A 22,946-nucleotide genomic window follows, 5' to 3' on the forward strand; every position below is an offset into this window, starting at 1 on the left:
ACGCAATCCCCGCCCGTCGGAACGCCCCCCGGCCGAGACCAGACCCATCCACAGCTCGGAAATCTGCAACCGCAGGCGCCAGGAGTTGCGCCGACCCAGGCGCGCCAACCGACATGCGCCCAGGTGACGCGCGATCCGGCAGGCACCGTCCGCGAGCCATGCCATGGCACGCGCAATCCAGAGCGCACCCCAGGAACCTTCCCCCAACGAAGAGGCCCCGCCTCACGAGGAGACGGGGCAAGAGAGGCGCCCCGCATAACGGACCAGCCAGGCGAGGGCGGTCAGGCGGGGGCGACCAGGCGGGCCGAACGAGCGAGTCGCGCCTACCGCAGCTAGCTCCTCCGCAGACGCAGCCTCCAGGCGAGAAGGACCGCGGCAAGCACCGCAAGCGCAACTCCGACCCGCGGCAGGGGGCTGGGCACGCCACCGGTCGAGGGCAGCTCGTACCCCTGGTTCTTCTTCTCGGAGTTGGTCACCGTGATGGTGCCGGTACGGATGCCGCCGTTGTTGACATACGACACGTCGTAGGAGCCCGAACCGGGGGCGTACTCGTTGCCGTTGACGGTGTAGCTCAGCTCCTTCACGGCGTAGTAGACGTCCTTGCCGTCCACCTTCTCGGGCAGGTTGTCCCAGTCGGCGGTCCACCCGGTCGAGGCAGAGACGTCTTTGGGGTCTCCCACCTGCACTCCTGTGGCATCATCGAGAATCTGGGGCGGCTCCGCCCAAGGGCTGTTCGGATCCTCGGTAAGCGTTCCTGAATAATCCCAGGCGTTTAGTAGCTGAACCTGAATCGTCGTATCGGACGTAACGTTGCTTACTGTCACAGAAATTGGATCCAGTTTGTAGGTCGCTGGGTTTTGCGTGAAGGTATGGGTCTCGCCGTACTTATTGTCGCCCACCTTTACATCGAAACTGACTCCAGCCCAAAGCGAAAGCGGACTTACTTGGAAGGTGAAATCGCTCCCTTTCTTGATCGAAATGGTGCCTTCGTTGCTCACGCGATTACCAGTGAGCTTCGTCACCGCTCCTGAGGGATTTGTGCCCTTCGCCGTAACCGTGACGTTCACGCTGTTGTCGCTGTCTACCTTCTTCGTGTACCGGAAGAGCGCGAGCTTCGCGCTTGCCCCTGCGGGGGCTTCCTTCGCGACTCCGTTCTCGTCAGCCCAGCTCTTCTTTGCCGTCAAGCGCGTGTACTTGTTGGTGACGTACATCGTGCTCGTCTTGTTGTTCTTGAAGAAGTCCACGTCGGCCGTCGTCAGCGTGCCACCGGACTTGTTCGTCGCGTTGCTCGCATTCGCGGCGGAGAAGGCGGCGTCATCCGAGATTGGGGAGCCCGTGGTGGGGACGTCCTTCACGATGAAGAAGTGCTCGGCATCGCTCGCGTAGCCAACTTGGCCCTTGGTCTCAGTCAGGCGGTAGAGGATGTTCGGCTGCAGGGCGTCCTTGTTGAGCTCGTAGTCGTAGGTGATAGACCCCTGCGCATCCGTGACGAGATCCTTATCGGTACTCTTGTCAACCCACGTACTGCCATTCCAGTACGAGAGCTTGAACCCCACGCCCGAGAGCGTCTTGCTGATGTCATCCGCATCCACCTTGTACAGCACGAGACGCCCCTTATGGATGGTGGCGCCACCGCTCGCCTCCTTGAGGCTGATGGAGCCCGACTTCGAGAACTTGCCGTTAAGTGAGGCGCTGTTGGTGACGGTCATGCCGTCCCCATATGTGTCGTCCAATACGTACTCATAGGTCAGCACGCAGGCGCGCTTGTCTGGAACCTCTGCCGTGATGGTGTGGGTCTTGGCATCGTAGGTTGCCTTGAAGTTCTCGATGGGACGGTTGGGGTCGTAGTGGTGCTCCTTGGAGAAGTCGTAGGCATAGAGCTTGATCGACGACGGATCGAGGTCGCTGTCCACGCTCTTGGAGTCGAACTTGTCCGTAAGCGTGAGCACATCCGAGTTGGGGTCGAGGTCCTGACCGGCGGCGTTGATCTCCACGTAGTAGCGCAGGTTGTTCGTAGGCTCGCCGTTCTCATAGAGCTGCTCGCCGCTCTTCGAGACCTTCTCGTAGGTACGGTCGACCTTGGTCGTCTGCGTCGACTCGCTCGTTCCCCACTCCGCGGTGTTCTTGTAGGTCTTTTCGGTCGAGCCGTTGTTCCAGGACGGGTCGGAGCCGATCGAGACGGTGTAGTACAGGTAGACGGTTGCTTTATCCGACTTGTATTGGTAGTTCGGAATGGTGAACGTAAGCCGGGTGCCGTCGTCCGTCGACTCACTCGTCACCTGCGGAGCCTTCTCCCCGCTGAACGTACCGTCGTCGTAGTATTCGTTAAACTTCGCCGAAACCGAGCCATCGACGTAGGTCATCCCATTGGGCAGCGTATCGGTGACAACGAGGTTCGTGCCGTTATCCGAGGGATTTGTCCTGAGCGCGATGCGATACGTCATCTGTCCGTCCTGGATGTTGTTGAAGTCCAGGGTGGTGTCGCCAGGTGCATATTTGGGATCATTCGTATCGCTCTTCATCTTGACTTCCTTCAGGATGCGATACGGCCTCTTGTAGGTGAAGCCGGGCGTGGAGGTCGCATTACCAACCTTGCCCTCGTTCTTCACGGTGATGGTCGCACCCTCATCAACCTTGGTAGTGTCCATGTACGTGGGGTACTCGCCGGTCACCAGATTCTGGGCCTTGACGTCGGCGCCAGGTGCAATCTCGACGTGCACCGTGAAGCTCTTCACGTGGGTTGTGGAGTCAGTCGCGGGGACCTCATGGCCGGTGCCGTCAGGACCGTCGTAGTAGGTCACCGTGAAGGAGACGCCCGACTTGCTCCCGTCCTGCTGCGGATAGTAGTCGTCGTAGAACGCCGCACCGTTACCGGTGTAGAGGTACTTGTTGTAGTCGTCGACGCTGAGCTGGAGCCCACCCGTGCTGTTGACGGTAGTTCCCGTGACGCTGCTCTTGAACGCCTTGTCGAGCTCTGCGGCTATCGCGTAGTGGCTGTCGGACCTAAGGCCCACGCCGTTGCCGTCCGTCGCGTCCTCAATCGTGTCCGTGTACGTGAAGCTCGAGAGGTTGCCGCCGGGCAGGGTGATGTTGGACGCCCATGTCTCCTTACGAATCCCGGCGCCCTTCTCGCTTGCCGCGGCGTCGGTCTTGTGGTCCTTGCTGACCTCGGTGCTGCGGTGCTTGACGTTGACCTCACCGACCGAGTCGAACGTGGACGTTGTGGTCCAGGTGTTTGCCGTGTTCTTAACCGACCCGTCGTTCGAAGGGACGTCCGTGTAGATGTCGATGTAGTACGTCTTGGTCTTCTGGTCCCCCTTAAGACCCAGTTTCGAGAAGTTGAAGAGGATATACGAGTCCCCCACATTGCCGAAGGACCCTTTCACCGTGCCGTCGGCGCTCCTCACGACGTACTTCTGCGTCAGCGTGGTGGGTTCCGGCAGGTTGTCGTACACCGTCCACCTGGAGACGTCCTTGTGGTTGGGGTTGACCTCGATCGTCCAGATGATGTGGTCGGTCTTCGCGTCGTACGAGCCCCACTTCTTCGCGTCCTGCTCGAAGCTCACGCGCTGGTAGGAGCCGCCGTTCTTGCCTCCGGAGGTTGCGGTGGCCTGATTGGCCACGATCGCATCCGTGGCGTCAGACGTCCGCTTGGTGTCCACCGTATAGGTGAGCACGTACTTCTCGCCCGCCGAGAGCTGGGGAAGCCCGCTCAGCGAGAAGGTCGGGCCGTCGTTTCCGTTGTCGTCCCAGGTGGCTGAGCTGCCGAGCGTCTGCTCGCCACCATTCGAGGAGACCCTCTTGAGCGTAAGGGTCCCCTTCTCGTAGGCGGGGGTGGCGTTGCTCGTGTTCCACCTGTCCAGACGGTCCGAGATGTCCACCGTGCTGGGCGTGCCCTTCTCGGTGGAGACGGTCACCGTGTAGTAGATCTTGCTGTCGTCGTCGCTCTTCGTCGCCGTCTTCACGACCTTGATGTCTTGGCCCTCATCGCCTCCGCCGCCCGACTCCTGCTTCTTCTTGACGGTGATGGCTCCGCCATTGCCACCGAATTTGATCTCGTTGGACTCGCCGCTGCCGTCGTGGCTGACAATGCCCTGGAAGACAACGGAGCCGGACAGCGTACCTCCGTCTGTAATGGCGGTTTCGTTGAAGTCCAAGGTGATGCCGCCGTCAGTGGAGATCTTGTAGGTGCCGAGCTCCTTTCCCTCCAGGGTAATCGGTCCCTTCAGCTCCCTTATGGGCTTCAGGCCATTTGGAACCTGGTAGGTAACCGTGTGGTTGCCCTCGCTGAGGTTGCCCCCTGGAATCTGGTAGTTGATGGTGGTCTTAACGTAGTCGCCATCAGTGAACTCGGTCGTAGGGTCACCATACTGGCCGTAGTCATTCTTCTTCTGCACGGTCACCGACTGGATGTATTGCGTAAGGTCAATGCCGTCACCGTTGGCGTTAGCGGGTGCGGCGGCAGGCGCTGCGGCCATCAGGGACATGGGTCGCACGCTTGCGGAAGCCTCGTCCTCGCTCTCCTCGACGCTCGCCGCGGCAGCGCCGGCATCCTCGCTCTCGGTAGCCGCTGCCTCCTCCGTGGCCTTCGCGACCTTGAGGCTCACCGCGTCGTTGAGGTCGATCGTCGCCTGACCGGACTCGTCGCAGGTCAGGTCGCCGAAGCCGAGGTCGAGGTCCACGTAGCCGGAGAGGTCGCTCGCCGGGACCACGACCTGGGCCCCGCCCGCCTGTGCGCTGTCCCCGCCCTGCGCCGCGTCCTTGTCGCCCGCGGTGGCAGAAGCGGCCGCGGATCCGACCGTGGAGCCGGACGCCGAGGTCGCCTGCGCGCCGCCGGCGTTGGCGAGCGCGACGTCGTCGTTGAAGGTCAGCGTAAGCACGTCGCCGTCCAGGCTGTAGGAGCCGATCGCGCGTGCGTCGATGCGGGAGGCGTCGCCCACCGTGGGGCTTGCGTAGATGTCGCCCTTCACCGCACCGGCGGACGTGTCCGGGTGCACCGAGGACGGGAGGCGGTACTGCAGCGTGGTCCCGTCGGCCAGGGTGCCAGCGGGGAGCTTGAACGCCACGCGCAGGCGCAGCTCGGAGGCGGCGTCCAGCGCGCTGCCGCCGTCCGTCTTGGCCCAGGCCGCGTCGCCTGCGCCCGCCGGACGCCAGAACACGGCCGAGTCGTCGTTGATGGCGTTTCTCAGCGTGTCACCGCCCGTGATCGCGTGGGCAGGGTACATGAGCAGTGCCGTGCACACCACGGCCACCACCGCGCCGACGAGCGTCGCCAAGCCAAGGAGCCTGCGCCTCCGGCGGTTGTCCCTAAGCATCCTGCCAGCTTTTTCGAAGAGTCGGTTCATGGTTCCCCCGAGTCGTCGTCTCTGTCCACGTGCGTAGCGTCCACGTGCGCTGCGCTGAGCCCTCGCGAGGGGCGGACCCCTACGAGAGCTGAGTGCAACCCACCCAGTCCTTCTGTCCAAAGGCCCCCTGCGCGTACACCAGGAGGTCGTAGTTGTCGTCGAACTCCGCGCTCGTCGTCCCCCGGTCCGCGACGGAGAAGGACCTGCGCGCACCGTTCGTCTGCACGAACGTGAGCCTGTTGCCCGGCGCCAGGGCGTCGAGCCAGGACTCGCCCGCGAGCCACGAGGGCACGCGGACCACGAGCTTGCCGCCGGGCCCCTGCTCGAGCGCCGGGGTGAGGCTCGCATCCTCCCCGAGGGCGGCCACCGGGAGGTCGACCGGGACCTCGGTGCCGGAGAGCCTGCCTGCGACCTGCACCCCCTCGAGCTCGGCCACGGGAAGGCTCGCCGGGTCCCGCTCGGGCGCGGGGCCGGACCCCGGCACCGTCACGTCGAGGTCCGCCAGGAGCGTCCGGCAGAGCTCCCTCCCCTCGCTCGCCTGGGCGGCCGCGCGCTGCGTCCCCTGCCACCACACAGCCAGGCCGCAGACCACGAGCACCGCCCCTGCGACGAGCGCGAGCCGCCAGCGACGCCGCGCGCCGCCGGACGCGCCGCCGCGCCCCTCGCGTGATGTCAGACGGGCGTCGCTCATGCGCGGTCCTTCTCCTTGCGCCTGCCTGCGAAGCCGAAGATCAGCAGCGCGCCGCCCGCGCAGAGAAGGACCTCGGGCAGCAGCGTGGAGGTCGCGTCGCCCGTCTTGGGCCCCGGCTTGGTGGTGCCGCGGGTGCCCCCGGGCGTATTGGGGGTCTCGCTTGCGGCCTTGTTGGTTAGGGTGAAGTCGGTCCCTGCCTGGGCAGCGGTGGCCTGTCCGGAGGTAGCCTGACCAGACCCCGCCTGGCCGGCGTTGGCGGAGGCGCTCGCCATCAGGACCGAGCAGGTGTAGCCGGCCGGCACGTCCTTCTCGCGAACGGACCAGCTGCCCTCGCCGTCCCACTCGTACGTCCAGTTGTTGGACGCGTCGAGCGTGACCTCTCGGTAGGGCTGGTCGCCGTCGTAGATGGCAACGCGCACGGAGTCCGGACGCGTGGACGCGCTATCCCTCTGCCAGAGCTTGATGACGCGGTTGTGGGGCCTCTCCTGCGGCTGCTCCTCGAACTTGGCTTCGACCTGGCAGTCGGTCGCGTAGGTGCTGCCGTCGACGCGCGGGACGATCACGAGGCCGGGGAGCATCGTGTAGGTGGTTCCGTTCGCGGTCGCGGGGTCCGCCGTGAGCAGGTACATGCCGGGCTCGAGGCCGGCGAAGCTGGCGGAGAGGCCGGCCTTGCCGTCCGCCGCCGCGGAGCCCGCCGTGGCAGCCGCAGCCTTCGCGTCCTTCTCGACGAAGGAGCCCGCGGCGGACGCGACGTAGCCCGCGTAGCTGGTCGCAGCGCGCGAGAGGGTCTCCCCCGTCGTGCCCTCGTCGAACGTCGCCGGGTCGATCCCCGTCTCCGCCACCGCGTCCGCGAGCGCCGGCACCGCGGTGAGCCTGCCGGCCGCGTCCATGCTGGCGAGCTGCGCGAGGTGGAAGGCCTGGCCCTCCACCGGGCACCTCTCCACCGTGAGCGAGCAGGTCGTGCCGTCCGCTATCCTCACCTGGGCGCGGGCGGTCACGGGGGCGGCGACGAGCACCGCCGCGAGGAGGACCACCACGGCCGCGAGCGAGCGCCTCGCGAAGCCTGCCGTCCTTGTCTCTCTGCGTGTCACGACTGTGCTCCCTCTCTCGTTACCGATACGACCTTTGGTGCGCGCCTGCGCAGCGCGCCTCGGTGCCTCGTGCCACCTGAGCCACCGCCAGAGCCGCCGCCCACGCGCCGTCGTACCGCCTGGACGACAAGCGCCACCACCAACACCATCGCCGTGAGCGCGACCGCGACGAGGGCGGGGCTCACCTGCACCGCGTCGCCGTCCGCGATCGCCGCACCCTGGTTGGGAATGCGGTGGCCGCGAACGAGCAACCGGTGCGTGTTGATCCCGTAGGGTGTGCACGTGACCAGCGTGCAGAGGTCCAGCCCGTCGTCCATCGCGAGGTCGTCCAGCTCGTCGGGCAAGACCACGCGGATCTGGTCCACCTGGTAGGTGAGCGTCTTGTCGAGCACGTGCAGCATGAAGACGTCACCCTCGCGAAGCTGGTCGATGTCCGTGAAGAGGCGCGCGGACGGCAGGCCCCTGTGACCGGACACCACGCAGTGCGTGCCCTCCCCGCCGACCGGAAGCGACGAGCCGGGGATGTGCCCCACGGCAATCTGCAGGACCGTGGGGTCCGTACCGTGGTAGACGGGCAGGGAGACGCTGATCTTGGGAATCTCCACGTAGCCCATGATCCCCGTGCCCGTCACGTCGAGCGTCTGCTCGTACCTCGCACGCTCCTCGTCCGTGAGCGTGAACCTGCCGCCATCGTGCGGAAGCGACCGGTTGTACGAGACCGCCTCGTCCCACAGGCGCTGGTTCGCCTCCGCGGAGTTGTCGCCCACCGCCTCCTGGTAGGTTGCGATGGCGCGCGACTGGTGCATGGAGTTCCACCAGTCGCTCACCGAGGGATAGAGCATCATGCCCACTCCGACGAGGAGCGCGCAGCTGAGAAGGACCTCGGGTACGTGCGTCCTAAGCCACCTTCCCATCTGCGCCTCCTTTCGCGGCACCCGCGGCCGCCCCCGTGACCGGGGCGGCCGCTTGGCATGGAAGATGCGGAATCCGGAACCTGCGGCCAGACCTACGCGTCGCTGCGCGCCGCGCGGCGCTTGGCGAGGCCGATCACCGCGACGACGACGAGCGCCGCACCGCCCACGTAGAGGACGGTGGTGCCCATGCCGCCCGTGGAGGGCAGGATGGAGCCGGACTTGTTCTGGATGGTGGTGGAGACGGTACCCGTGTCTTTATCGTCGCTGAACTCGGCCTTGCCCTTAGAGGTGCTCTCCGTTGAGCCGTTGATGGAAACCAGGGTCCCCGTATCGTCGTTCGTGGCACTGATGATCGAGAACTCGATGGGCGATATCGTGTTGTAGCCCTTGGGGGTCGTGGTCTCCTCGAGCTTGTAGACGCCCTCGTCGAGCCCCTTGAAGGTGAACGTGGCGCCGTCCTCGCTCACGGTCTTGAGTTCAACGCCGTCCACCTTGGTGGGGACCGGCTTGTACTGGCCGTCGGTCTTGTCGAGCTTGGAGAGGGTGAAGTCCGCGCCCTTGAGCGGGTTCTGCGCCTCGTTGACCTTGTTCACGACGAGCTGGTAGGTGAACACCTTGACCTTGTGGTCAGGCGTCTTGCCCCTGGAGTCCTTGTAGTTGGGGTTGTTGGAGAACACGGTGTGGCTCGTGTTCACGTTGCCAGTGGAGCCGATGTTGGCACCGGTGAGGAGCTTGGCTTTGTACTCGACGGAGATGACGGCGCCCGCATGCACGAGCGGCTTGTGATCGGCGTCCACAATCTTCTTCAGGTCGGTGAACTCGATGGTGAAGGACCCCTCCTTCTGGGTCAGCTTGTAGCCAGCGGCTTTGAGCTGCGCCTCGGTGAGCTGAGTGCCGTCCACGAAGACATTGACATCCTCGGCCTCACCGAGCTGGTTCTTATCGTACGTATCCTCGAACGCGAAGTAGTAGGAGTCGTAATAGTCGTAGTCAGCGGCGACCTGACCGGTGAGCTGGAAGGGGACCATATCGCCCATGTCGTAGTCGCCGACGTTCCTCCAGCCGGCCTGCTCCTCTATGGTGTCCTTCACGGAGTCGTTGGTCTCCTTCACGTGCTTGTTCGAGGTTGTGGTGGTGTCCTTGGCCTCGACCTCGACGTCTCCGCCCGCAACCTGGAGCATGAACCTGGAGTAGGTGTCGCCGTTGGAGAGGTTGTCAGTCACGTCCTTGACGAAGTAGTAGCCATCGGCGTCGACGGTGATCTCGTCGGATTCCTTGTTGTTCACCACGGTGCTGTACTTGGTGGTCGTGAGGTGCTCCGCCACGACCTTGGCGAGTGCCTCCGCGTCCGTCGAGCCGCTCTTCATGTCAGCCATCGCGGCGGCAGCCGTGGGCGCATCGGTCGCGTCCTTGAAGTAGTGGCCGATGGTCGTGTCGGCCTTGAGGCCGGTGAGCAGGGCGTTGCCGTCCACGCCGGAGCCCCAGACGATGCCCTCGAGCTGTTTGCTGTTGCTGTCGTACGTGCCCGTGAAGACCTGGTAGGCCGCGTACTCGTGGCTGGCCTGGTTGCCGCTTGGCTCCTTGATGGTGATGGTGTGGCTGGCCGCCAACGCCGCCGAAGGCGCGAGCGCCAGCGCCATCACGACCGCGAGAGCCATGACGAGCGCGGCCGACAGAAACTTGCTTAGGTGCTTCATGATCCTTCCCTTCTGGAGTCGGTCCTTCTCCATGCCTTGTCTGTAACCAAAGTCATCGCGCCCTTACGGGCCGCGGTCACTCGCGCATCTCATGACCCCACCACCCCCAGGGCCCCCAAGGGCCACACGCGAAGCACGAGCCTGCCCACGATCTGGTCCTTGGGGATGCAGCCCACCTGCGTGAGGCGGGAGTCCACCGAGACGGAGCGCTTGTCGCCCATCACGAAGTAGGTGTCCTCGGGCACCTGGTAGGGCAGGCTGATGTCGCACTGGCCCGGACCCTTGGAGCCGGGGTCGAGGTAGGGCTCGTCAAGCGTCTCGCCGTCGATGCTCACGTTGCCGTTGGCGTCGATGTCCACCCAGTCGCCCGGGCAGCCGATGACGCGCTTGGTGAGCACCTTGTTGTTGTAGGTGAAGGCCACGAGGTCGCCCCTGCCGTACGAGGGGGACTTGGTGGCGACCACGACGTCACCCTCGTTCAGGGTGGGCGCCATGGACTGGCCGTAGATCTTGAAGGTGGGGAGCGCGAAGGTCGAGAGCAGGACCGACGCCGCGAAGACGCCGACCAGCGCGAAGGCCACGTTGCGACCGAGGCTGTGCCGGTGGCGCAGGCCCTCGGTGCGTTGGAGCTCCTCGTCTATCTGCTCGACGGTGGGGAGCTGCACCTTGCGACCGCCCGCCAGCCGCGTGCCCCCTGCCGCCTCTTGTGGTCGCCTGCCTTCCCGTGTGGCGCTCATCGCGACCGCCCCGCGGCGGCGTCTACTGCGCCTCGGTCGCTACGCTCCGGCCAGGACGCCTCCCGGTCACGATTCAGGGAGCGGTTATAGGCATAGAGGTCGATCGCGCGCTGCGCGTCGGCGAAGACGCCCGAGAGGCGCAGGGCCGCCTCGGCGAGGGACTCTGAGTCCTCAAGCTGGATGCGACGGTCCTCGAGCCTTCCCTCCGCCTCGTCGGCACGACGGTTGGCGGCTGCCACCTGCTCGCGGAGCCGGTCGTTCTCCTCCATCGCGTCGCGGAGGAGCTGGAGCAGCTGCACGCGGTCGAGCTTGCTGAGGTCAGGGGCGCCCTCTTGGGCGCGGACGGACGCGGGCGACGGACCCGACGCCTCCGGGGAGCCCGCCGCCGGACCCTTGCGTCCGCCGCCGAGTCGCAGGAACGATGCAAGAGACCAGACCATGCGCGCCCTCCCCCTCCCCTCTCGCGGCTCTTGCGGACACGGAACCCGACCCATGTCGAGCACCCGGGCGGTCGATGCCAATCAGTTGAGACACGTTAAGGTGTCATTCAGACCAGAATAAAAGGCTAACACACTTCGAGCGCAGCTGAGGAACCACCCGTATATATGCGTTACGCAACAAAGCGACGTCCGCCGAGCGGACAGGCCGGCTCGCGCGTCTTCGGCCCACCTGCTCCGATGCTATGGTGCTGGATGACGGGATCCGCGGCGTGCGTGCCGCCCTCCCCTGTCCGGTGGCGAGCAGCTGGGAGGCTGGCGTGGTCGAACGAGGCGGCATGGTCGAGCAGAGCATCGAGGTCGAGGGCGTGAAGGTCACCCTGCGCGCAACGGAGCCGCTCGCAGGGGTCCGCGCCGACGCCTCCCCGACGCTGGTTCCCGTGGTCTATCTGCACGTCTTCGAGGGCGACGGGAGGGGCGTTTGGGAGCGCGTGGGCGAAGGCACAAGGCCACCCATGGCTCTCGTGGCGATAGAGGCCAGGAGCTGGGACGACGACCTCACCCCGTGGCCCGCCCCGCCGACGTTCCGCGGCGGCACCGCCTACGAGGGCGCCGCTGAATCCCAGCTCGGGCTCCTCGAGCGGGCAGTCATGCCGAAGGCCGAGGCCCTTCTCGGCCAGCACGGGATGGGGCCGTCCCTCTCCGCCCTCGCCGGCTACTCGCTGGCGGGGCTCTTCGCAGCGTGGGCGGCGACGCGGACCGACGCCTTCGAGCGCGTCGCCAGCGTGTCGGGCTCGCTGTGGTACCCGGGCTTCGCCGAGTACGCCGCCGGCAACGGGCCGCGACCGGGCGTGCGGCGCGCGTACTTCTCGCTCGGTGAGGCCGAGCCGCGCACCCACAACCGCGCCATGCGGTCCGTCCTCGAAGACACGCAGCGGGTCGCGGGGGCGTTCGAGCGGGCCGGGGCGAGCACGTGCTTCGAGCTCAACCCCGGCGGGCACTTCACGGATGAGGACCTGCGCTGCGCGCGGGCGATCCTGTGGCTTCTTTCTGACGGACATGGCGCGCACGTAGGTGCGCGCTAAGCTACTGGAGCCTCTCGTCCAGGGCGTGGAGAAGGTCGGCGGAGCTCCTCAGCGCCTCCAACTCGTCCGGCAGTAGGTCGATCTCCACGATTTCCTTGGCGCCGGTATGGTCCACGATCGTGGGGACCGAGAGGAAGGTGTCGCGGATGCCGTACTGGCCGTCGAGGTAGACCGAGACGGGCATGATGCGGTTCTCGTCGAACAGGATCGACTTGGCGATGGACGCCGTGCTCGACGCGATGCCGTAGCAGGTGTTCCCCTTGCGGCTGAAGATGTCCCAGCCGGCTTGGACCGTGCGCTTGCGCAGCTCGTCGCGGGTGACGCCGCGCGTGCGCGAGGCGTTGTCGCGCAAGACGTCATCCACGCGCTTGCCGCCGATGGTCGCGCTGTTCCAGGAGACGATCTCCGAGTCGCCGTGCTCGCCCAGGACGTAGGCCTCGACACTCGCGGGCGCCAGGTCGTACATGTCCGAGAGGGCGCGGCAGAGCCGCGCGGTGTCCAGCAGGGTGCCCGAGCCGATCACGCGCTCGCGCGGCAGGCCCGAGACCTTCCAGGTGTAGTAGGCCATCACGTCGACAGGGTTGGAGACCACCAGGAAGATGCCGTCAAAGCCCGATGCCATAACCTGCTCCACCACCGAGCGGACCACGCCCAGGCTGGGCCTGAGCATCTCCAAGCGGTCGTTGGAGTCCTTGGGCATGGGCGCGGCGGCCGTCACGATCACGATGTCGGCGTCCGCGCACTCGTCGTATCCGCCGGCGTGCACGCTCATGTTGCGGCTCATGAAGAAGACCGAGTCGCCCATGTCGAGGGCCTCGCCCACCGCGCGCTCGCGGTCGACGTCGATGAGGCGGACGTCCTCGCAGAGGCCCTGGTTGACGATACTGAACGCCGTGGTGGAGCCGACCTTGCCGGCACCGACGACCACTACCTTGGAATCCCTGTAGCTCATGTAGAACCTCCCTGTGATGCGCGCGGGCCGGGACCTGGCCCCGGGGACCGCGCGCGAACCCTCGGCGCGGACTCAGTCCTCGAAGGGGAAGCGGTAGTCGAGCCCCAGCTCGTCCCTCACCGCCACGAGCTCGCGCTGCACGGCCTCGCCCACCGGCACGCCCTTGTCCTTGCGCTCCTGCCAGGCGAGGTATTCCTTCTCGCCCGCGGTGTAGATGCGGTCGTAGCCGGGCGCGCGCCTGGAGGCGCGCAGCGCGCGGCAGATGTCGCCCGCCGTCTTGCGGAAGACGTCCTGGCCGCAGAAGGCGTCCGGGTCCACGACGAAGAAGAAGTGCCCAAGATGGTACATCTGTGGGGAGCCGTCGGGCGCGACGCCCGTGAGGGCCTTCATGAACTCGCCACCCGCCAGCGCCGCGGAAAGGATCTCCACCGTGGCCGCGTAGCCGTAGCCCTTGTAGCCGCGCATCTCGTCGCCGGGGCCGCCGCCCAGCGGGGCGAGCGCCGCCGTGCCGTCCACGAGCATCCTGAGGATCCGCTCGGAGTCCGTCACCTGGCTGCCGTCCTGCGTCACCACCATGCCGGGAGGGGTCGGCGCGCCCTCGCGGGCCCAGTACTCGATCTTGCCGCGCTGGACGATGGAGGTCGCGCAGTCGATGCAGAAGGGGAACTCCTCGTCCGTGGGGAGGGCGAAGGTGAGCGGGTTAGTTCCCATCATGTTCTCCACGCCGAAGGTGGGCGCGATCGACGGGCGCGCGTTGGTGCCCGTGAGGCCGATCATGCCCTCCTTGCTCGCCATCGTCGCCCAGTAGCCCGCGATGCCGTAGTGCGTGGAGTTGCGGATTGCGCCGCCCGCCATGCCGTTGGTGCGGGCCTTCTCTATCAGCATCCGCATGACGCGATAGGAGGCGACCATGCCCATGCCGTCGTGCGCGTCGGCCACGACGGTGGTGGGCGTCTCGCGCACGATCTCGAGGTCGGTGGTGGGCAGGAGCGTACCGCGCTTGATGCGGTCCAGGTAGATGGGCTTGAAGCGGTTGCAGCCATGGCTCTCTATGCCGCGGCGGTCGCTCTCGAGAAGGACGTCCGCGCAGATGGCGGCATCCTCGCGGGGCACGCCGTACCCCGCGAACGCATCGACGAGAAACGAGTTCATGAGCTCCCACGGGACGTAGGGCCTGGTCTCCATGCGGTTCCCCCTTCGGTCGGATGCCCTGGCGGCGCGCGGCCTGCCCGCGCGCAACCTCGCCCGGCCCTGGCCGGGCTGCCCCCGGAAGGCCCGGGCGGCACCTGCGATTATCCCACCCGGCGCGGCAAGCCCCGGGGCCCTTATGGGAGCGGGGCGTACGCGTCGGAGAGGTACATGGAGCACAGGAGGGCGAGGCCCGTGCGCGTGCGGAAGACGCGCTCCGCCACCTGGCGCGCGACGCGCGCACGGGCCTCCGCGTCTTGGGGCGCGTCCTCGTAGATGTTCACGAGGAAGTCGGCCTCCACGAGAACCTGGTGGTCGTCATCCTCGATGCCTATATATGTGTGATGGTGCGCGACGAGCCAGCAGGCGCGCTCGACCGAGGCCTCGTCGTAGCCCGCACGCTCCAGGAGCGGCCGCGCCACTGCGGGGCCGAGCTCCTCCTGGTGCCTGCCGCTCGCGTTGCCATAGATGCGCTCGGACTCGTGGATGCCCGCGTCGTGTACGATTGCGGCGGCCTCCAGGACGTGGAGGGTGCGCGCGTCGAGCCCCTCAGCGAGCCCGATCGTACGTGCGAGCTCGTGGACCTTCAGGAAGTGGTGGATGCGCCGGGGGTCGCCCTCGTCGTAGGCCGCCATCGCCAGCTCGAGGGCGGCGGGGTCGCCCGTCACGCCGGGGGCGTCGGGACCCTGCCGCTGCGCGTCGTCCTTCTCGTCCATGTCTGCCTCCCGTCCCCGGCCGTCCCGCGACGGCGCGCGAGCTGCCGGCGAGCGTCCGGACCAAATGCTTCTTCTCCCCTAGCATAACAGCGCGCCGTGGGGGCGGACGGACGTCGCCCGGTCGTTCACACGACGGTAGCAGGCACGAGAGGTCATGAAGACTTTGTCCGGATGGCGCCGGACCGACACGGGCCCGCCCTCACGGCTGCTATGTTGGTCTGACACTAAACGAGCTGCAGGTATCCTTGGAAACGCACACCTCCCCGGTGATAACGAACAACACTGCACGAGAGCCGGGAGGTCACATGCCACAGAACCGCGTCCAGGAAGTCGTCTTCACCGCCCTGATGGTCGTCGCCATGGTGTACGGGATGATCTGCTACAACATCGCGCTCGAGGTTGGCGGGCTGTCCAACTTCGTGTTCGTCGCGGCGCTGCGCGAGCTCGCCTACATGGGACCCATCGCCTTCGTCCTCGACCTGGTCGTGGTCTCCCCCAGCGCTTCCCGCCGCGCCGCCGGCCTCGTTGGATCCGAGCCCCGCACCCCCTTCGCCATGGTGGCAGCCATCTCCGCGCTGAGCGTCCAGCTGATGTGCCCCCTCATGAGCCTCGTCGCGACGCTGCTCATCAAGCGGCCCGCCGCGCCCGACGTCGTGGCCACCTGGTTCCAGACGACCGTGCTCAACTTCCCCATGGCCCTTCTCTGGCAGTTCTTCGTGGCGGGACCGGTCGTGCGCAGGGTCGCGGGCGCGCTCTTCTCGCTCGGGGCCTCCCGCGCCGCGGCGGCAGCCGAGGCCGAGTAGGGGCGAGGCGCACCTAGCCCCGGTAGTAGTACACGGCAATCTGGGTGCGGTTGCGCAGGCCCAGCTTGGCGAGGATGGCCGAGATGTGATTGCGCACCGTGCCCTCGCTCATGTAGAGTGCAGCGGCGACCTCGGCGTTGCTCATGCCGTCGGCGATGGCGCGCACCACCTCGCGCTCGCGCTCGGTGAGCCCACGCATCTCCGGCTCGGCACGCCGCACCGTCGCGTCGCCGGCAGAGAGCGCGGCCGCCCTCGCAAGCACCTCGCCCTCGAGCACGCTCTGCCCCGCCATCACGGAGCGCAGCGCCGGCGCGATGCTCGCCACGTCCTGCTTGATGAGATAGCCGCGCGCCCCCAGCCGCAGCGCGCGCACGATGTAGTCGTCGTCGGAGAACGTGGTGAGGAAGACCACTCGCGCGGCGGGGTCGGCGGCGAGGATCCTCTCGGCGGCGCCCAGCCCGTCGCCCCCCGGCATCTGGATGTCCATGAGCGCCACGTCGGGCGACAAGGACGCGTAGAGAGAGACGGCCTCCTCTCCGCTCGTCCCCGTACCCACCACCTCGACGTCCGGCTCCGCGCCGAGGATGGTCGCCAGCGAGCGCACCACGATCGCGTCGTCGTCCACCACGATGACCCTCATGCCGGACGCCGCGTCCGCCCTCGCACCCTCGCTCATGCCCGCCCCTTCCTGGGAATAGACGCAAACACAGAGAAGCGCCTGCCGTCCGGGCCCGCCAGCAGCGTGCCGCCGAGCCCCTCGACCCGCTCGCGCATGCCGCGCAGGCCCATGCCGCGCGCCTCGAGGCCGGCCGCGTCGGCCGGCACCTCTCCGTCGTTCTCGACGCGCAGCTGCCAGATGCCCGGCAGCTCCGTGACCCGCACCGTCGCGTGGGCGGCACGCGCGTGGCGGGCGGCGTTCGTGAGCGCCTCGCGCGTCACCGCGACCAGGCAGCGGCTCACCTCGGCTGGCGGCGCGCCCTCGAGCCCACAGTCCACGTCCACGTGCGCGATGCCGCTCTGTCCCGCCAGCCGGTTGAGCTCCACGCCCACGTCGACGGCCGAGTCCTCAAGCGCGTGGACGCTCGCGCGCATGGAGGCGAGCGCCCCGCGCAAGCCGTCCGCAAGCCCGCCCAGCTCGGAGACGGCGTCGGCATCCCCGCGGTGCACCACCTTGAGGGCCTCGACCTCGAGCACCAGGCGGGTGAGCTGGTGGCCCACGGAGTCGTGGATGTCGCGCGCGATCCGCGTGCGCTCGGCGAGCGCGGCGGCGTGGGACTCCCAGGCGCGCGCGTCCTCGAGCTCGCGGTTCTTCTCGCGCAGGTCGAGGACCCTGTCCTGGAGGTCGTCCTGCAGGGCATGCAGCTCGCGCGAGAGCGCGATCACGCGTCCGCAGCGCCACGAGAGCGCCATCGAGCTCGCCACCAGGGCGAGAAGGACCGCCGCCTGCGGCTCGGACGCACCCCGGGCCCACGCCAGCACGACGCAGCACGGCGCCAACGCCAGCGGCCGGCGCGAGCGGGTGCGGGGCAGGTCGTAGCAGGCGAGCGGCAGGGACGGCCACGCGCCCGGGACGAGCGCTCCGAGCGCGCACGCGGCGCAGCACAGCGCCCCGGCGCCAGCCGGGTGCCGGCGGGCGGCGAGCTCGAAGCCGGCGCTCGCGCCCACGACCGCAAGCAGGGTCGCCACGCGCACGGCGTCCACCTCGCCCGCCAGCGCCACGAGGGCCAGGCAGGCGAGAAGCACCACGCTCTTGTCGGCGATTCTCTCCATGGCTGAAATTATACGGACGTCCACGCCGGCGGGCGTCGCACCGCCGCCGGCGCCCCAGGCGCACCGCGGACCGGCCGGCGCCCCAGGCGCGCCGCGCGAACCCGTGACAAATGTCATGCCCCGCAGGCGCGACCGGTGACGAGGCTCACTTCCCGCGCGCGGGCCGCCGCGCGACACTCTTCTCGAGGCAGACGAGAGGAGCCCACATGGCAGCGAACGAGGCGGTCGTCCGCATCCGCAACCTGGTCAAGCGCTACGGGGAGCTGGTGGCCGTGGACCACCTGTCGCTGGACATCGCCCCCGGCGAGGTCTTCGGGCTTCTCGGCCCCAACGGCTCGGGCAAGACCACGACCATCAACTGCCTGCTGCAGCTGCTCTCCTACGACCACGGCGAGATAGAGCTCTTCGGGCAGCCGATGCGTCCCACGAGCTACCAGCTCAAGCGGCGCGTCGGCGTGGTGCCGCAGGAGGTCGCCGTGTTCGAAGAGCTCACCGTACGCGAGAACGTGGACAGCTTCTGCGCGCTCTACGTGAGCGACCGCGCGCGCCGCCGCGAGCTGGTGGACGCGGCCATCGACTTCGTGGGGCTCCAGAAGTTCGAGGGCTTCCGCCCCAAGAAGCTCTCCGGCGGCCTACTTCGGCGCCTCAACATCGCCTGCGGCATCGCGCACCGGCCGGAGCTCGTCATCATGGACGAGCCCACCGTGGCCGTGGACCCGCAGAGCCGCGAGTCGATCCTCTCCGGCATCGAGCGCCTCAACGCCGAGGGCACCACCGTGATCTACACCTCGCACTACATGGAGGAGGTCGAGCGGCTCTGCTCGCGCATCCTAATCATGGACCACGGGCGCAGCGTGGCGAGCGGCACCGCCGACGAGCTCAAGGGCATGGTCGGCACGGGCGAGAAGGTCTCCGTCGAGGTGGGCGGGATGGACGAGGCCACGCTCGAGCGCGTGCGCTCGCTCCCCCACGTGCGCACGGCCGCGATGGAGGCGGGGATGCTGCGCGTGCAGTGCACCCCGGGCGCTCACAACCTGGCCGACGTCCTGGGCGTGCTCGCGGAGGCGCACCTCCCCTACGGCCGCGTGCTCTCCGAGCCGCCCACGCTGAACGACGTCTTCCTCGAGATCACTGGCCGCGCCCTGCGCGACGAGGCCTAGGGGGCAACCATGCTCGCAAGCCTAAGGAACAGCGTGCTCTCGCTCGTGCGCGACAAGGCCCTCCTTGTGTGGGTGCTGGCCTTCCCCATCATCATGACCTGCATCTTCATGGGCATGTTCTCGGGAATCCAAGACGCCTACACCGCCGTGGGGTCCTCACTGGGCGTGGTACGCGACAAGAACTACACGGCTGCCATCGGCCTGGACGAGACAATCCAGGCAATCTCGGACGCCTCGTCCGACCAGCACATTTGCGACGTGACCTACTACGAGAGCGCCGCGGAGGCGAAGGCCGCGGCAGACGCGGGCGAGATTGACGCCTACCTCACGGTGGACGGCGAGGGCACGCCGCAGCTCGACGTTACCCACGCGGGCATCGCCGAGAACGGCAGCCTCCCCACCTCGTTTCTCGTCGAGGTCCTCGATTTCTACCTGCATGCGCGAAACGCCGTCGAGAAGGTCGCGGTCACGCGGCCGGAGCTTCTCGCCACGGGCGATGCCCTAAGCGCCCTTACCGGCAACGCCGTCCAGACGGTGCAGCTCTCCGCAACCAAGAACCCGCCCAGCGCCGACGCACGCTACTACTACGCGCTTCTCGCCATGGCCGCCGGCATGGGCGCCACCGCCGCTATGGTCTCGGTGCGCCGGCTTCTCCCCACCGCGGGGCCGCTAGGCGCCCGACAGACGCTCGCCGCCGTGCCTCGCTGGCGCATGCTCGTGGGAGCGCTTCTCGGCGCGTGGCTTTGCCAGCTTGCGTGCCTGCTTGCAGCGACCCTCTTCATGTGGGGCGTTGCGGGCGTTCCCTTTGGCGACAACGTCCCCGGGGTGGTCGGCGCGCTTGCGGCATCGTCGTTTATGGCGTGTGCGGCCGGTGCTCTCTGCGGAACCGTCACGCACATGGAGACGGGCATGATCTCCGGCATCACCTGCCTGCTCTCGCTCTTCACGGGCCTCTACGGCACTGCCTCGCAGCAGCTCGCGGACTCTATCGAGGCCACGGCGCCGGCACTTGCGCACGTAAACCCCCTCTGGCAGACAACCAACTGCTTCTACTCGCTGCTGTACTACGACACGCCCGACGCCTTTCTCGAGAGCTTCGTCGCCCTGCTGATGATGGCGCTCGTGTTTCTCGCCCTCGCGTCCTTGCGCATGAGAAGGACCTCGTATGACCACCTTTAGGACCTACCTCAAGATCTTCCTCTCCCACCGGATCTACATAGCCATCTACCTGGTCATGCTTTCGCTCGTGGGCGTGATAATTGGGCTCTCCACGAGCCAGGCAGCCACAGGCGAGTTCCAGCCGGCCTCCGTGAACGTGGCCGTCATCGACCGCGACGGCTCCGAGCTCTCCTCCGCGCTTGCACGGCACGTGCTTTCGGGCAACAGGCGGGTGGAGGTGGCGGACGAGAAGCGCGCCATCCAGGACGCCGTTGCGCGCGACCAAGTGAGCTACCTGCTCGTCGTTCCCGCGGGCTGGGGCGAGGAGCTGCTCGACGCGGCGCGGCACGGCGCCCAGGCGCCCGACCTCGAGACGTACGTCTCGTACTACTCGGGCGCCGGCAGGCTTGTGGACGTGGAGTCCACCGGCTACGCCGACGGGCTCTACGGCATGGCGGCGACGCTGGGCGGCAGCGAGGCGGACGTGATTGCAGCCACGGACGCGTCGTGGGAAGGCTCCGCGCGGGTGAGCATAATCGAGCAGGTCGCGGCGCCCCTGCCGACGAGCATCGTCACGGCCTCGGAGTTTGCCTCGTACCCCATCTTCTCGAGCTCGATGGTCTGCATCGCGGTGCTCATGTCCTCCGTGGGGCGCCGGCCCGTGCGTGACCGCAGGCTGGCCTCGCCCGAGCCCGCCCATACGCGCAACCTGGCGCTTCTCGGCGCCTGCGTCACGATCGCGCTTATCGCCTGGGCGTGGAACTTTTGCCTTGAGGTTGCGGTGCTTGGCGGCTCTGCGCTGGGGAGCTCGCCCGTGCAGGTGGCGCTTGTGGGGGCAGCGCTTCTCGTCTATGCGCTGGTGTCCGCAAGCGTGGGCTTTCTCGCCGGGCAGCTTGGCGTGAGCGAGAACGCCGCCAACGCGCTTGCGAACATCCTAGGCATGGTGATGTCGTTCCTCGGCGGGGCGTGGACGGGGCTCTCGCTGCTGCCCGACGAGCTTCTCGCCGTGGCGCACTTCACGCCGGCGTACTGGGCGACGCTGGTGATTGACGGCGCCGCGGGCATGGGCGAGGTGAGCGGCGCGACCGTAATGCCGCTTGTGGGCAACCTGGGCGTCTGCGCGCTCTTCGGCGTGGCGGCGGTACTCGTGGGGCTGGCGCTCGGCCGCAGCCGCTCCCGCGCGCAGACGGTATAGGAGCCGGGCCGGGGCCTCCTCGCCGCGAAGCCTGCCATACTGGAGCCACGGCACGGGCCGCAGCGACCTGCGGTCCGGAGCCGTGGGGTGAGCCGGAGCCAGGTCGCGGGCTGCCCCGCGCAGGCTGCGGGCGAGCCCGAGGGGAGGGCGGAGCGCACATGCGGTGGGTCGAGGACAGGCTGCTCGAGCTTGCCGACAAGGACGGCGGGTATCGCGAGTTCAACGCACGCGTCGTGGCCACGGCCGACCCCGCGACCATGATGGGCGTGCGGGTCCCCAGGCTCCGTAAGCTGGCACGGGAGGTGTCCCGCTCGGACGACCGCGAAGCGTTCCTCGCCGAGCTGCCGCACCGCTGGTACGAGGAGTACCTGGTCCACGCCTTCGTGCTCAACGAGACGCGCGAGGTGGGGCGCGCGGTGCGCCTCCTGGACGCGCTCCTCCCCCTTGTGGACAACTGGTGCGTGTGCGACGCGCTCAACCCGCGCGCGTTCCACGACGAGAAGGCCCTGGGCGGGCGGCGGCAGGAGGTCCTTCTCCCCCTCGCGCGGCGATGGATGGCCTCCGAGCACACCTACACCAGACGCTTCGGCGTCTCGGTCCTCATGCGCGACCTCCTCGGCGAGGGCTTCGACCCGTCGCAGCTGTGCCTGGCGATCGCGGCCGACAACGGCGAGTACTACGTGCGCATGATGGTCGCCTGGTACCTGGCGGAGGCGCTCGTCACCCGCGAGCACGACGCACTGGAGGCGATCGGGTCACCGGGAATCGACCCGCAGCTGCAGCGCATGGCGATCCGGAAGGGCATCGAGAGCCGGCGCGTTCCCGCAGACACCAAGGACGCGCTACGCCGCCTGCGACGGTAGCGGACGAAGGCGCCCCCGGCGCCGGGGGTAGCGCCGGAGGCCTCCTTCGCGCGTGCCTGCCGCTCCGCGCCCCTCGCTACATCGCGAACGGGTACTCGGCGAGCGTGTCGTACGTGGCCTCGTCGTAGACCTCGATGGTGCCCTCGACGTTCACCAGCTCGTCGACGCTCTCGATGCCGTCGCTGAACCACATGAAGCACTCGACGTGCTTCCCGGGCTGGACCCCTACGAACCCATCGCCCCGCCGCAGTACTCGCAGCGGCCGTTGGCGTCCGGGATGGTCGTCGCGCCACAGAACGGGCAGGTTCGCGCCACCTTGGGAGCCGAGGCTGCGGCGACCTTCTCGCGCTCGCCCTCGCGCAGCCGCGTGAGGGCGTCTCGGATCTCGCCCGCCTGCCGCTCCGCCTCGCGGAACTCCACCGAGTCGCGCTCCTCGATCTGGTAGTCGTTCACCTGGAACGTGATGGAGTCGAAGTAGGGCACGTTCACGTGGATGGTCACGTAGACGTCGTAGTCGACGTCGTAGCGAGGCGGCTCGTAGCTGTGCTCCTCGCCGTCCTTGTCCTTCCAGCGCAGCTCGGTGCGGGTCTCGCGCGTTTCGGTATCGCAGCCCGTGACCTGCGAGAAGTCCAGCACGTCCGGGTTGGCCTCGCGCCAGCGCGAGGTCGAGGTCACCAGGAAGCGCCCGGCGTCCTCGTCCAGGAGCACCTTGGTGTCGCAGCCCAGCGTGCGCGTGACGTGGAAGGCGGACACGCGCTCCCGGTTGGCCTCGCGCCAGTCGAGCTGCTCGCGGATCTGCTCGACCGTCGAGCGCCGCCTGTCGCTGAAGAACGGGGAGAGCTTCCTGGCGCACTCCTTGCAGAGGTTGCCGTCCTCGAGCTTGCGGTTACCGAGAAGCCCGATCTCGCCACCGCAGATGCTGCAGGTCTTCTTCTCGAACATCTTTCCGAACAGTCCCATGGTCGCCTCTCCCTTCCACCAAGCGGTCGTCCGCGTCCTCCAGTGCCCCTCGACACAGATTGTGTCGTGCGACCGGCCCAAACAGAAGTGCCCCGCGGCCCATCCGGGGCCGCGGGGCATGACCCGACGTCCAAACGCCGGGCCGTCGGCGAGACGGCGGAGGCCCCGGCGACGAGGCCGCCCC

At 67.7% G+C, this 22,946-nt stretch carries 19 protein-coding genes; 6 read left to right on the forward strand and 13 right to left on the reverse strand.

Features of this window, described 5'->3' with window-relative positions; genetic code table 11:
* Nucleotides 1-332: 332 nt before the first annotated feature.
* The 7 genes from VXJ25_RS05445 to VXJ25_RS05475 form a co-directional block, all read right to left on the reverse strand.
* The gene (locus VXJ25_RS05445) at nucleotides 333-5,315 is read right to left on the reverse strand and encodes a Cna B-type domain-containing protein (RefSeq protein WP_330958202.1); all 4,983 of its coding nucleotides are present in this window, start codon (nucleotides 5,313-5,315) and stop codon (nucleotides 333-335) included.
* 109 nt (nucleotides 5,316-5,424) lie between these two features.
* Entirely contained in the window at nucleotides 5,425-6,036 is a 612-nt protein-coding gene (locus VXJ25_RS05450) for a hypothetical protein (protein ID WP_330958203.1), read from the reverse strand.
* Nucleotides 6,033-7,127: a Cna B-type domain-containing protein gene (locus tag VXJ25_RS05455; RefSeq protein WP_330958204.1), complete on the reverse strand. Its 1,095-nt coding sequence runs from the start codon at nucleotides 7,125-7,127 to the stop codon at nucleotides 6,033-6,035. The genes VXJ25_RS05450 and VXJ25_RS05455 overlap by 4 nt, the downstream gene beginning before the upstream one ends.
* A complete protein-coding gene (locus VXJ25_RS05460) occupies nucleotides 7,124-8,041 on the reverse strand; it encodes a class C sortase (protein ID WP_330958205.1) in 918 nt (305 codons plus the stop codon). Before VXJ25_RS05460 ends, VXJ25_RS05455 begins: the two co-directional genes overlap by 4 nt.
* A gap of 92 nt (nucleotides 8,042-8,133) precedes the next feature.
* Complete coding sequence (locus tag VXJ25_RS05465) at nucleotides 8,134-9,771, reverse strand: SpaA isopeptide-forming pilin-related protein (protein WP_330958206.1); 1,638 nt, start codon at nucleotides 9,769-9,771, stop codon at nucleotides 8,134-8,136.
* A 56-nt stretch (nucleotides 9,772-9,827) separates the two neighbouring features.
* Complete coding sequence (gene lepB, locus VXJ25_RS05470) at nucleotides 9,828-10,403, reverse strand: signal peptidase I (protein ID WP_330958207.1); 576 nt, start codon at nucleotides 10,401-10,403, stop codon at nucleotides 9,828-9,830.
* A gap of 68 nt (nucleotides 10,404-10,471) precedes the next feature.
* Nucleotides 10,472-10,915 carry a hypothetical protein gene (locus VXJ25_RS05475; RefSeq protein WP_330958208.1) on the reverse strand — a complete coding sequence of 148 codons (444 nt, stop codon included), beginning with the start codon at nucleotides 10,913-10,915 and terminating at the stop codon, nucleotides 10,472-10,474.
* Nucleotides 10,916-11,157: 242 nt separating this feature from the next.
* Here VXJ25_RS05475 and VXJ25_RS05480 point away from each other — a divergent pair, with 242 nt between their 5' ends.
* Nucleotides 11,158-11,997 (forward strand): hypothetical protein, encoded by an 840-nt coding sequence (locus VXJ25_RS05480; RefSeq protein WP_330958209.1) that lies wholly within the window; start codon nucleotides 11,158-11,160, stop codon nucleotides 11,995-11,997.
* Between the two features lies 1 nt (nucleotide 11,998).
* On the opposite strand, the gene VXJ25_RS05485 is transcribed toward VXJ25_RS05480, so the two are convergent.
* The 3 genes from VXJ25_RS05485 to VXJ25_RS05495 all read right to left on the reverse strand — a co-directional run bounded on the left by VXJ25_RS05485 (nucleotide 11,999) and on the right by VXJ25_RS05495 (nucleotide 14,853).
* Nucleotides 11,999-12,949 carry an L-lactate dehydrogenase gene (locus VXJ25_RS05485; protein ID WP_330958210.1) on the reverse strand — a complete coding sequence of 317 codons (951 nt, stop codon included), beginning with the start codon at nucleotides 12,947-12,949 and terminating at the stop codon, nucleotides 11,999-12,001.
* Nucleotides 12,950-13,021: 72 nt separating this feature from the next.
* Nucleotides 13,022-14,134, reverse strand: a complete 1,113-nt coding sequence (locus VXJ25_RS05490) for an Ldh family oxidoreductase (RefSeq protein ID WP_330958211.1) — start codon at nucleotides 14,132-14,134, stop codon at nucleotides 13,022-13,024.
* Between the two features lie 140 nt (nucleotides 14,135-14,274).
* Nucleotides 14,275-14,853, reverse strand: coding sequence for an HD domain-containing protein (locus VXJ25_RS05495; protein WP_330958212.1), 579 nt, complete (start codon nucleotides 14,851-14,853; stop codon nucleotides 14,275-14,277).
* 305 nt (nucleotides 14,854-15,158) lie between these two features.
* Between VXJ25_RS05495 and VXJ25_RS05500 the strand changes: the two genes are divergently transcribed.
* Complete coding sequence (locus tag VXJ25_RS05500) at nucleotides 15,159-15,656, forward strand: DUF2798 domain-containing protein (RefSeq protein WP_330958213.1); 498 nt, start codon at nucleotides 15,159-15,161, stop codon at nucleotides 15,654-15,656.
* A gap of 13 nt (nucleotides 15,657-15,669) precedes the next feature.
* On the opposite strand, the gene VXJ25_RS05505 is transcribed toward VXJ25_RS05500, so the two are convergent.
* Both VXJ25_RS05505 and VXJ25_RS05510 read right to left on the reverse strand, forming a co-directional pair.
* Nucleotides 15,670-16,332: a response regulator transcription factor gene (locus VXJ25_RS05505; RefSeq protein ID WP_330958214.1), complete on the reverse strand. Its 663-nt coding sequence runs from the start codon at nucleotides 16,330-16,332 to the stop codon at nucleotides 15,670-15,672.
* Nucleotides 16,329-17,426, reverse strand: a complete 1,098-nt coding sequence (locus tag VXJ25_RS05510) for a sensor histidine kinase (protein ID WP_330958215.1) — start codon at nucleotides 17,424-17,426, stop codon at nucleotides 16,329-16,331. The genes VXJ25_RS05505 and VXJ25_RS05510 overlap by 4 nt, the downstream gene beginning before the upstream one ends.
* Nucleotides 17,427-17,632: 206 nt before the next feature.
* On the opposite strand from VXJ25_RS05510, the gene VXJ25_RS05515 reads away from it, so the two are divergent.
* The 4 genes from VXJ25_RS05515 (at nucleotide 17,633) to VXJ25_RS05530 (ending at nucleotide 21,802) form a co-directional block, all read left to right on the forward strand.
* Complete coding sequence (locus tag VXJ25_RS05515; protein ID WP_330958216.1) at nucleotides 17,633-18,586, forward strand: ABC transporter ATP-binding protein; 954 nt, start codon at nucleotides 17,633-17,635, stop codon at nucleotides 18,584-18,586.
* Between the two features lie 9 nt (nucleotides 18,587-18,595).
* On the forward strand, nucleotides 18,596-19,765 hold the full coding sequence (locus VXJ25_RS05520; protein WP_330958217.1) for an ABC transporter permease: 1,170 nt from the start codon (nucleotides 18,596-18,598) through the stop codon (nucleotides 19,763-19,765).
* The gene (locus VXJ25_RS05525) at nucleotides 19,752-20,939 is read left to right on the forward strand and encodes an ABC transporter permease (RefSeq protein ID WP_330958218.1); all 1,188 of its coding nucleotides are present in this window, start codon (nucleotides 19,752-19,754) and stop codon (nucleotides 20,937-20,939) included. Before VXJ25_RS05520 ends, VXJ25_RS05525 begins: the two co-directional genes overlap by 14 nt.
* 158 nt (nucleotides 20,940-21,097) lie before the next feature.
* Nucleotides 21,098-21,802, forward strand: a complete 705-nt coding sequence (locus tag VXJ25_RS05530) for a DNA alkylation repair protein (RefSeq protein ID WP_330958219.1) — start codon at nucleotides 21,098-21,100, stop codon at nucleotides 21,800-21,802.
* A 225-nt stretch (nucleotides 21,803-22,027) separates the two neighbouring features.
* Here the strand turns inward: VXJ25_RS05530 and VXJ25_RS05535 are convergent, their stop codons facing one another.
* Nucleotides 22,028-22,762 (reverse strand): DUF4428 domain-containing protein, encoded by a 735-nt coding sequence (locus VXJ25_RS05535; RefSeq protein WP_330958220.1) that lies wholly within the window; start codon nucleotides 22,760-22,762, stop codon nucleotides 22,028-22,030.
* Nucleotides 22,763-22,946: the final 184 nt, after the last annotated feature.

Origin of the sequence: Olsenella absiana (genome assembly GCF_036408855.1) — a bacterium.
Taxonomy (GTDB): Bacteria; Actinomycetota; Coriobacteriia; order Coriobacteriales; family Atopobiaceae; genus Olsenella_K; species Olsenella_K absiana.

Excerpts from the sequence above, each read along its gene's own strand:
- VXJ25_RS05445 (WP_330958202.1), bottom strand. The coding sequence starts at position 5,315 with ATGCTTAGGGACAACCGCCGGAGGCGCAGGCTCCTTGGCTTGGCGACG.
- VXJ25_RS05450 (WP_330958203.1), bottom strand. The coding sequence starts at position 6,036 with ATGAGCGACGCCCGTCTGACATCACGCGAGGGGCGCGGCGGCGCGTCC.
- VXJ25_RS05460 (WP_330958205.1), bottom strand. The coding sequence starts at position 8,041 with ATGGGAAGGTGGCTTAGGACGCACGTACCCGAGGTCCTTCTCAGCTGC.
- VXJ25_RS05465 (WP_330958206.1), bottom strand. The coding sequence starts at position 9,771 with ATGGAGAAGGACCGACTCCAGAAGGGAAGGATCATGAAGCACCTAAGC.
- VXJ25_RS05475 (WP_330958208.1), bottom strand. The coding sequence starts at position 10,915 with ATGGTCTGGTCTCTTGCATCGTTCCTGCGACTCGGCGGCGGACGCAAG.
- VXJ25_RS05480 (WP_330958209.1), top strand. The coding sequence starts at position 11,158 with ATGGTGCTGGATGACGGGATCCGCGGCGTGCGTGCCGCCCTCCCCTGT.
- VXJ25_RS05485 (WP_330958210.1), bottom strand. The coding sequence starts at position 12,949 with ATGAGCTACAGGGATTCCAAGGTAGTGGTCGTCGGTGCCGGCAAGGTC.
- VXJ25_RS05490 (WP_330958211.1), bottom strand. The coding sequence starts at position 14,134 with ATGGAGACCAGGCCCTACGTCCCGTGGGAGCTCATGAACTCGTTTCTC.
- VXJ25_RS05495 (WP_330958212.1), bottom strand. The coding sequence starts at position 14,853 with ATGGACGAGAAGGACGACGCGCAGCGGCAGGGTCCCGACGCCCCCGGC.
- VXJ25_RS05500 (WP_330958213.1), top strand. The coding sequence starts at position 15,159 with ATGCCACAGAACCGCGTCCAGGAAGTCGTCTTCACCGCCCTGATGGTC.
- VXJ25_RS05505 (WP_330958214.1), bottom strand. The coding sequence starts at position 16,332 with ATGAGCGAGGGTGCGAGGGCGGACGCGGCGTCCGGCATGAGGGTCATC.
- VXJ25_RS05510 (WP_330958215.1), bottom strand. The coding sequence starts at position 17,426 with ATGGAGAGAATCGCCGACAAGAGCGTGGTGCTTCTCGCCTGCCTGGCC.
- VXJ25_RS05515 (WP_330958216.1), top strand. The coding sequence starts at position 17,633 with ATGGCAGCGAACGAGGCGGTCGTCCGCATCCGCAACCTGGTCAAGCGC.
- VXJ25_RS05520 (WP_330958217.1), top strand. The coding sequence starts at position 18,596 with ATGCTCGCAAGCCTAAGGAACAGCGTGCTCTCGCTCGTGCGCGACAAG.
- VXJ25_RS05525 (WP_330958218.1), top strand. The coding sequence starts at position 19,752 with ATGACCACCTTTAGGACCTACCTCAAGATCTTCCTCTCCCACCGGATC.
- VXJ25_RS05530 (WP_330958219.1), top strand. The coding sequence starts at position 21,098 with ATGCGGTGGGTCGAGGACAGGCTGCTCGAGCTTGCCGACAAGGACGGC.
- VXJ25_RS05535 (WP_330958220.1), bottom strand. The coding sequence starts at position 22,762 with ATGGGACTGTTCGGAAAGATGTTCGAGAAGAAGACCTGCAGCATCTGC.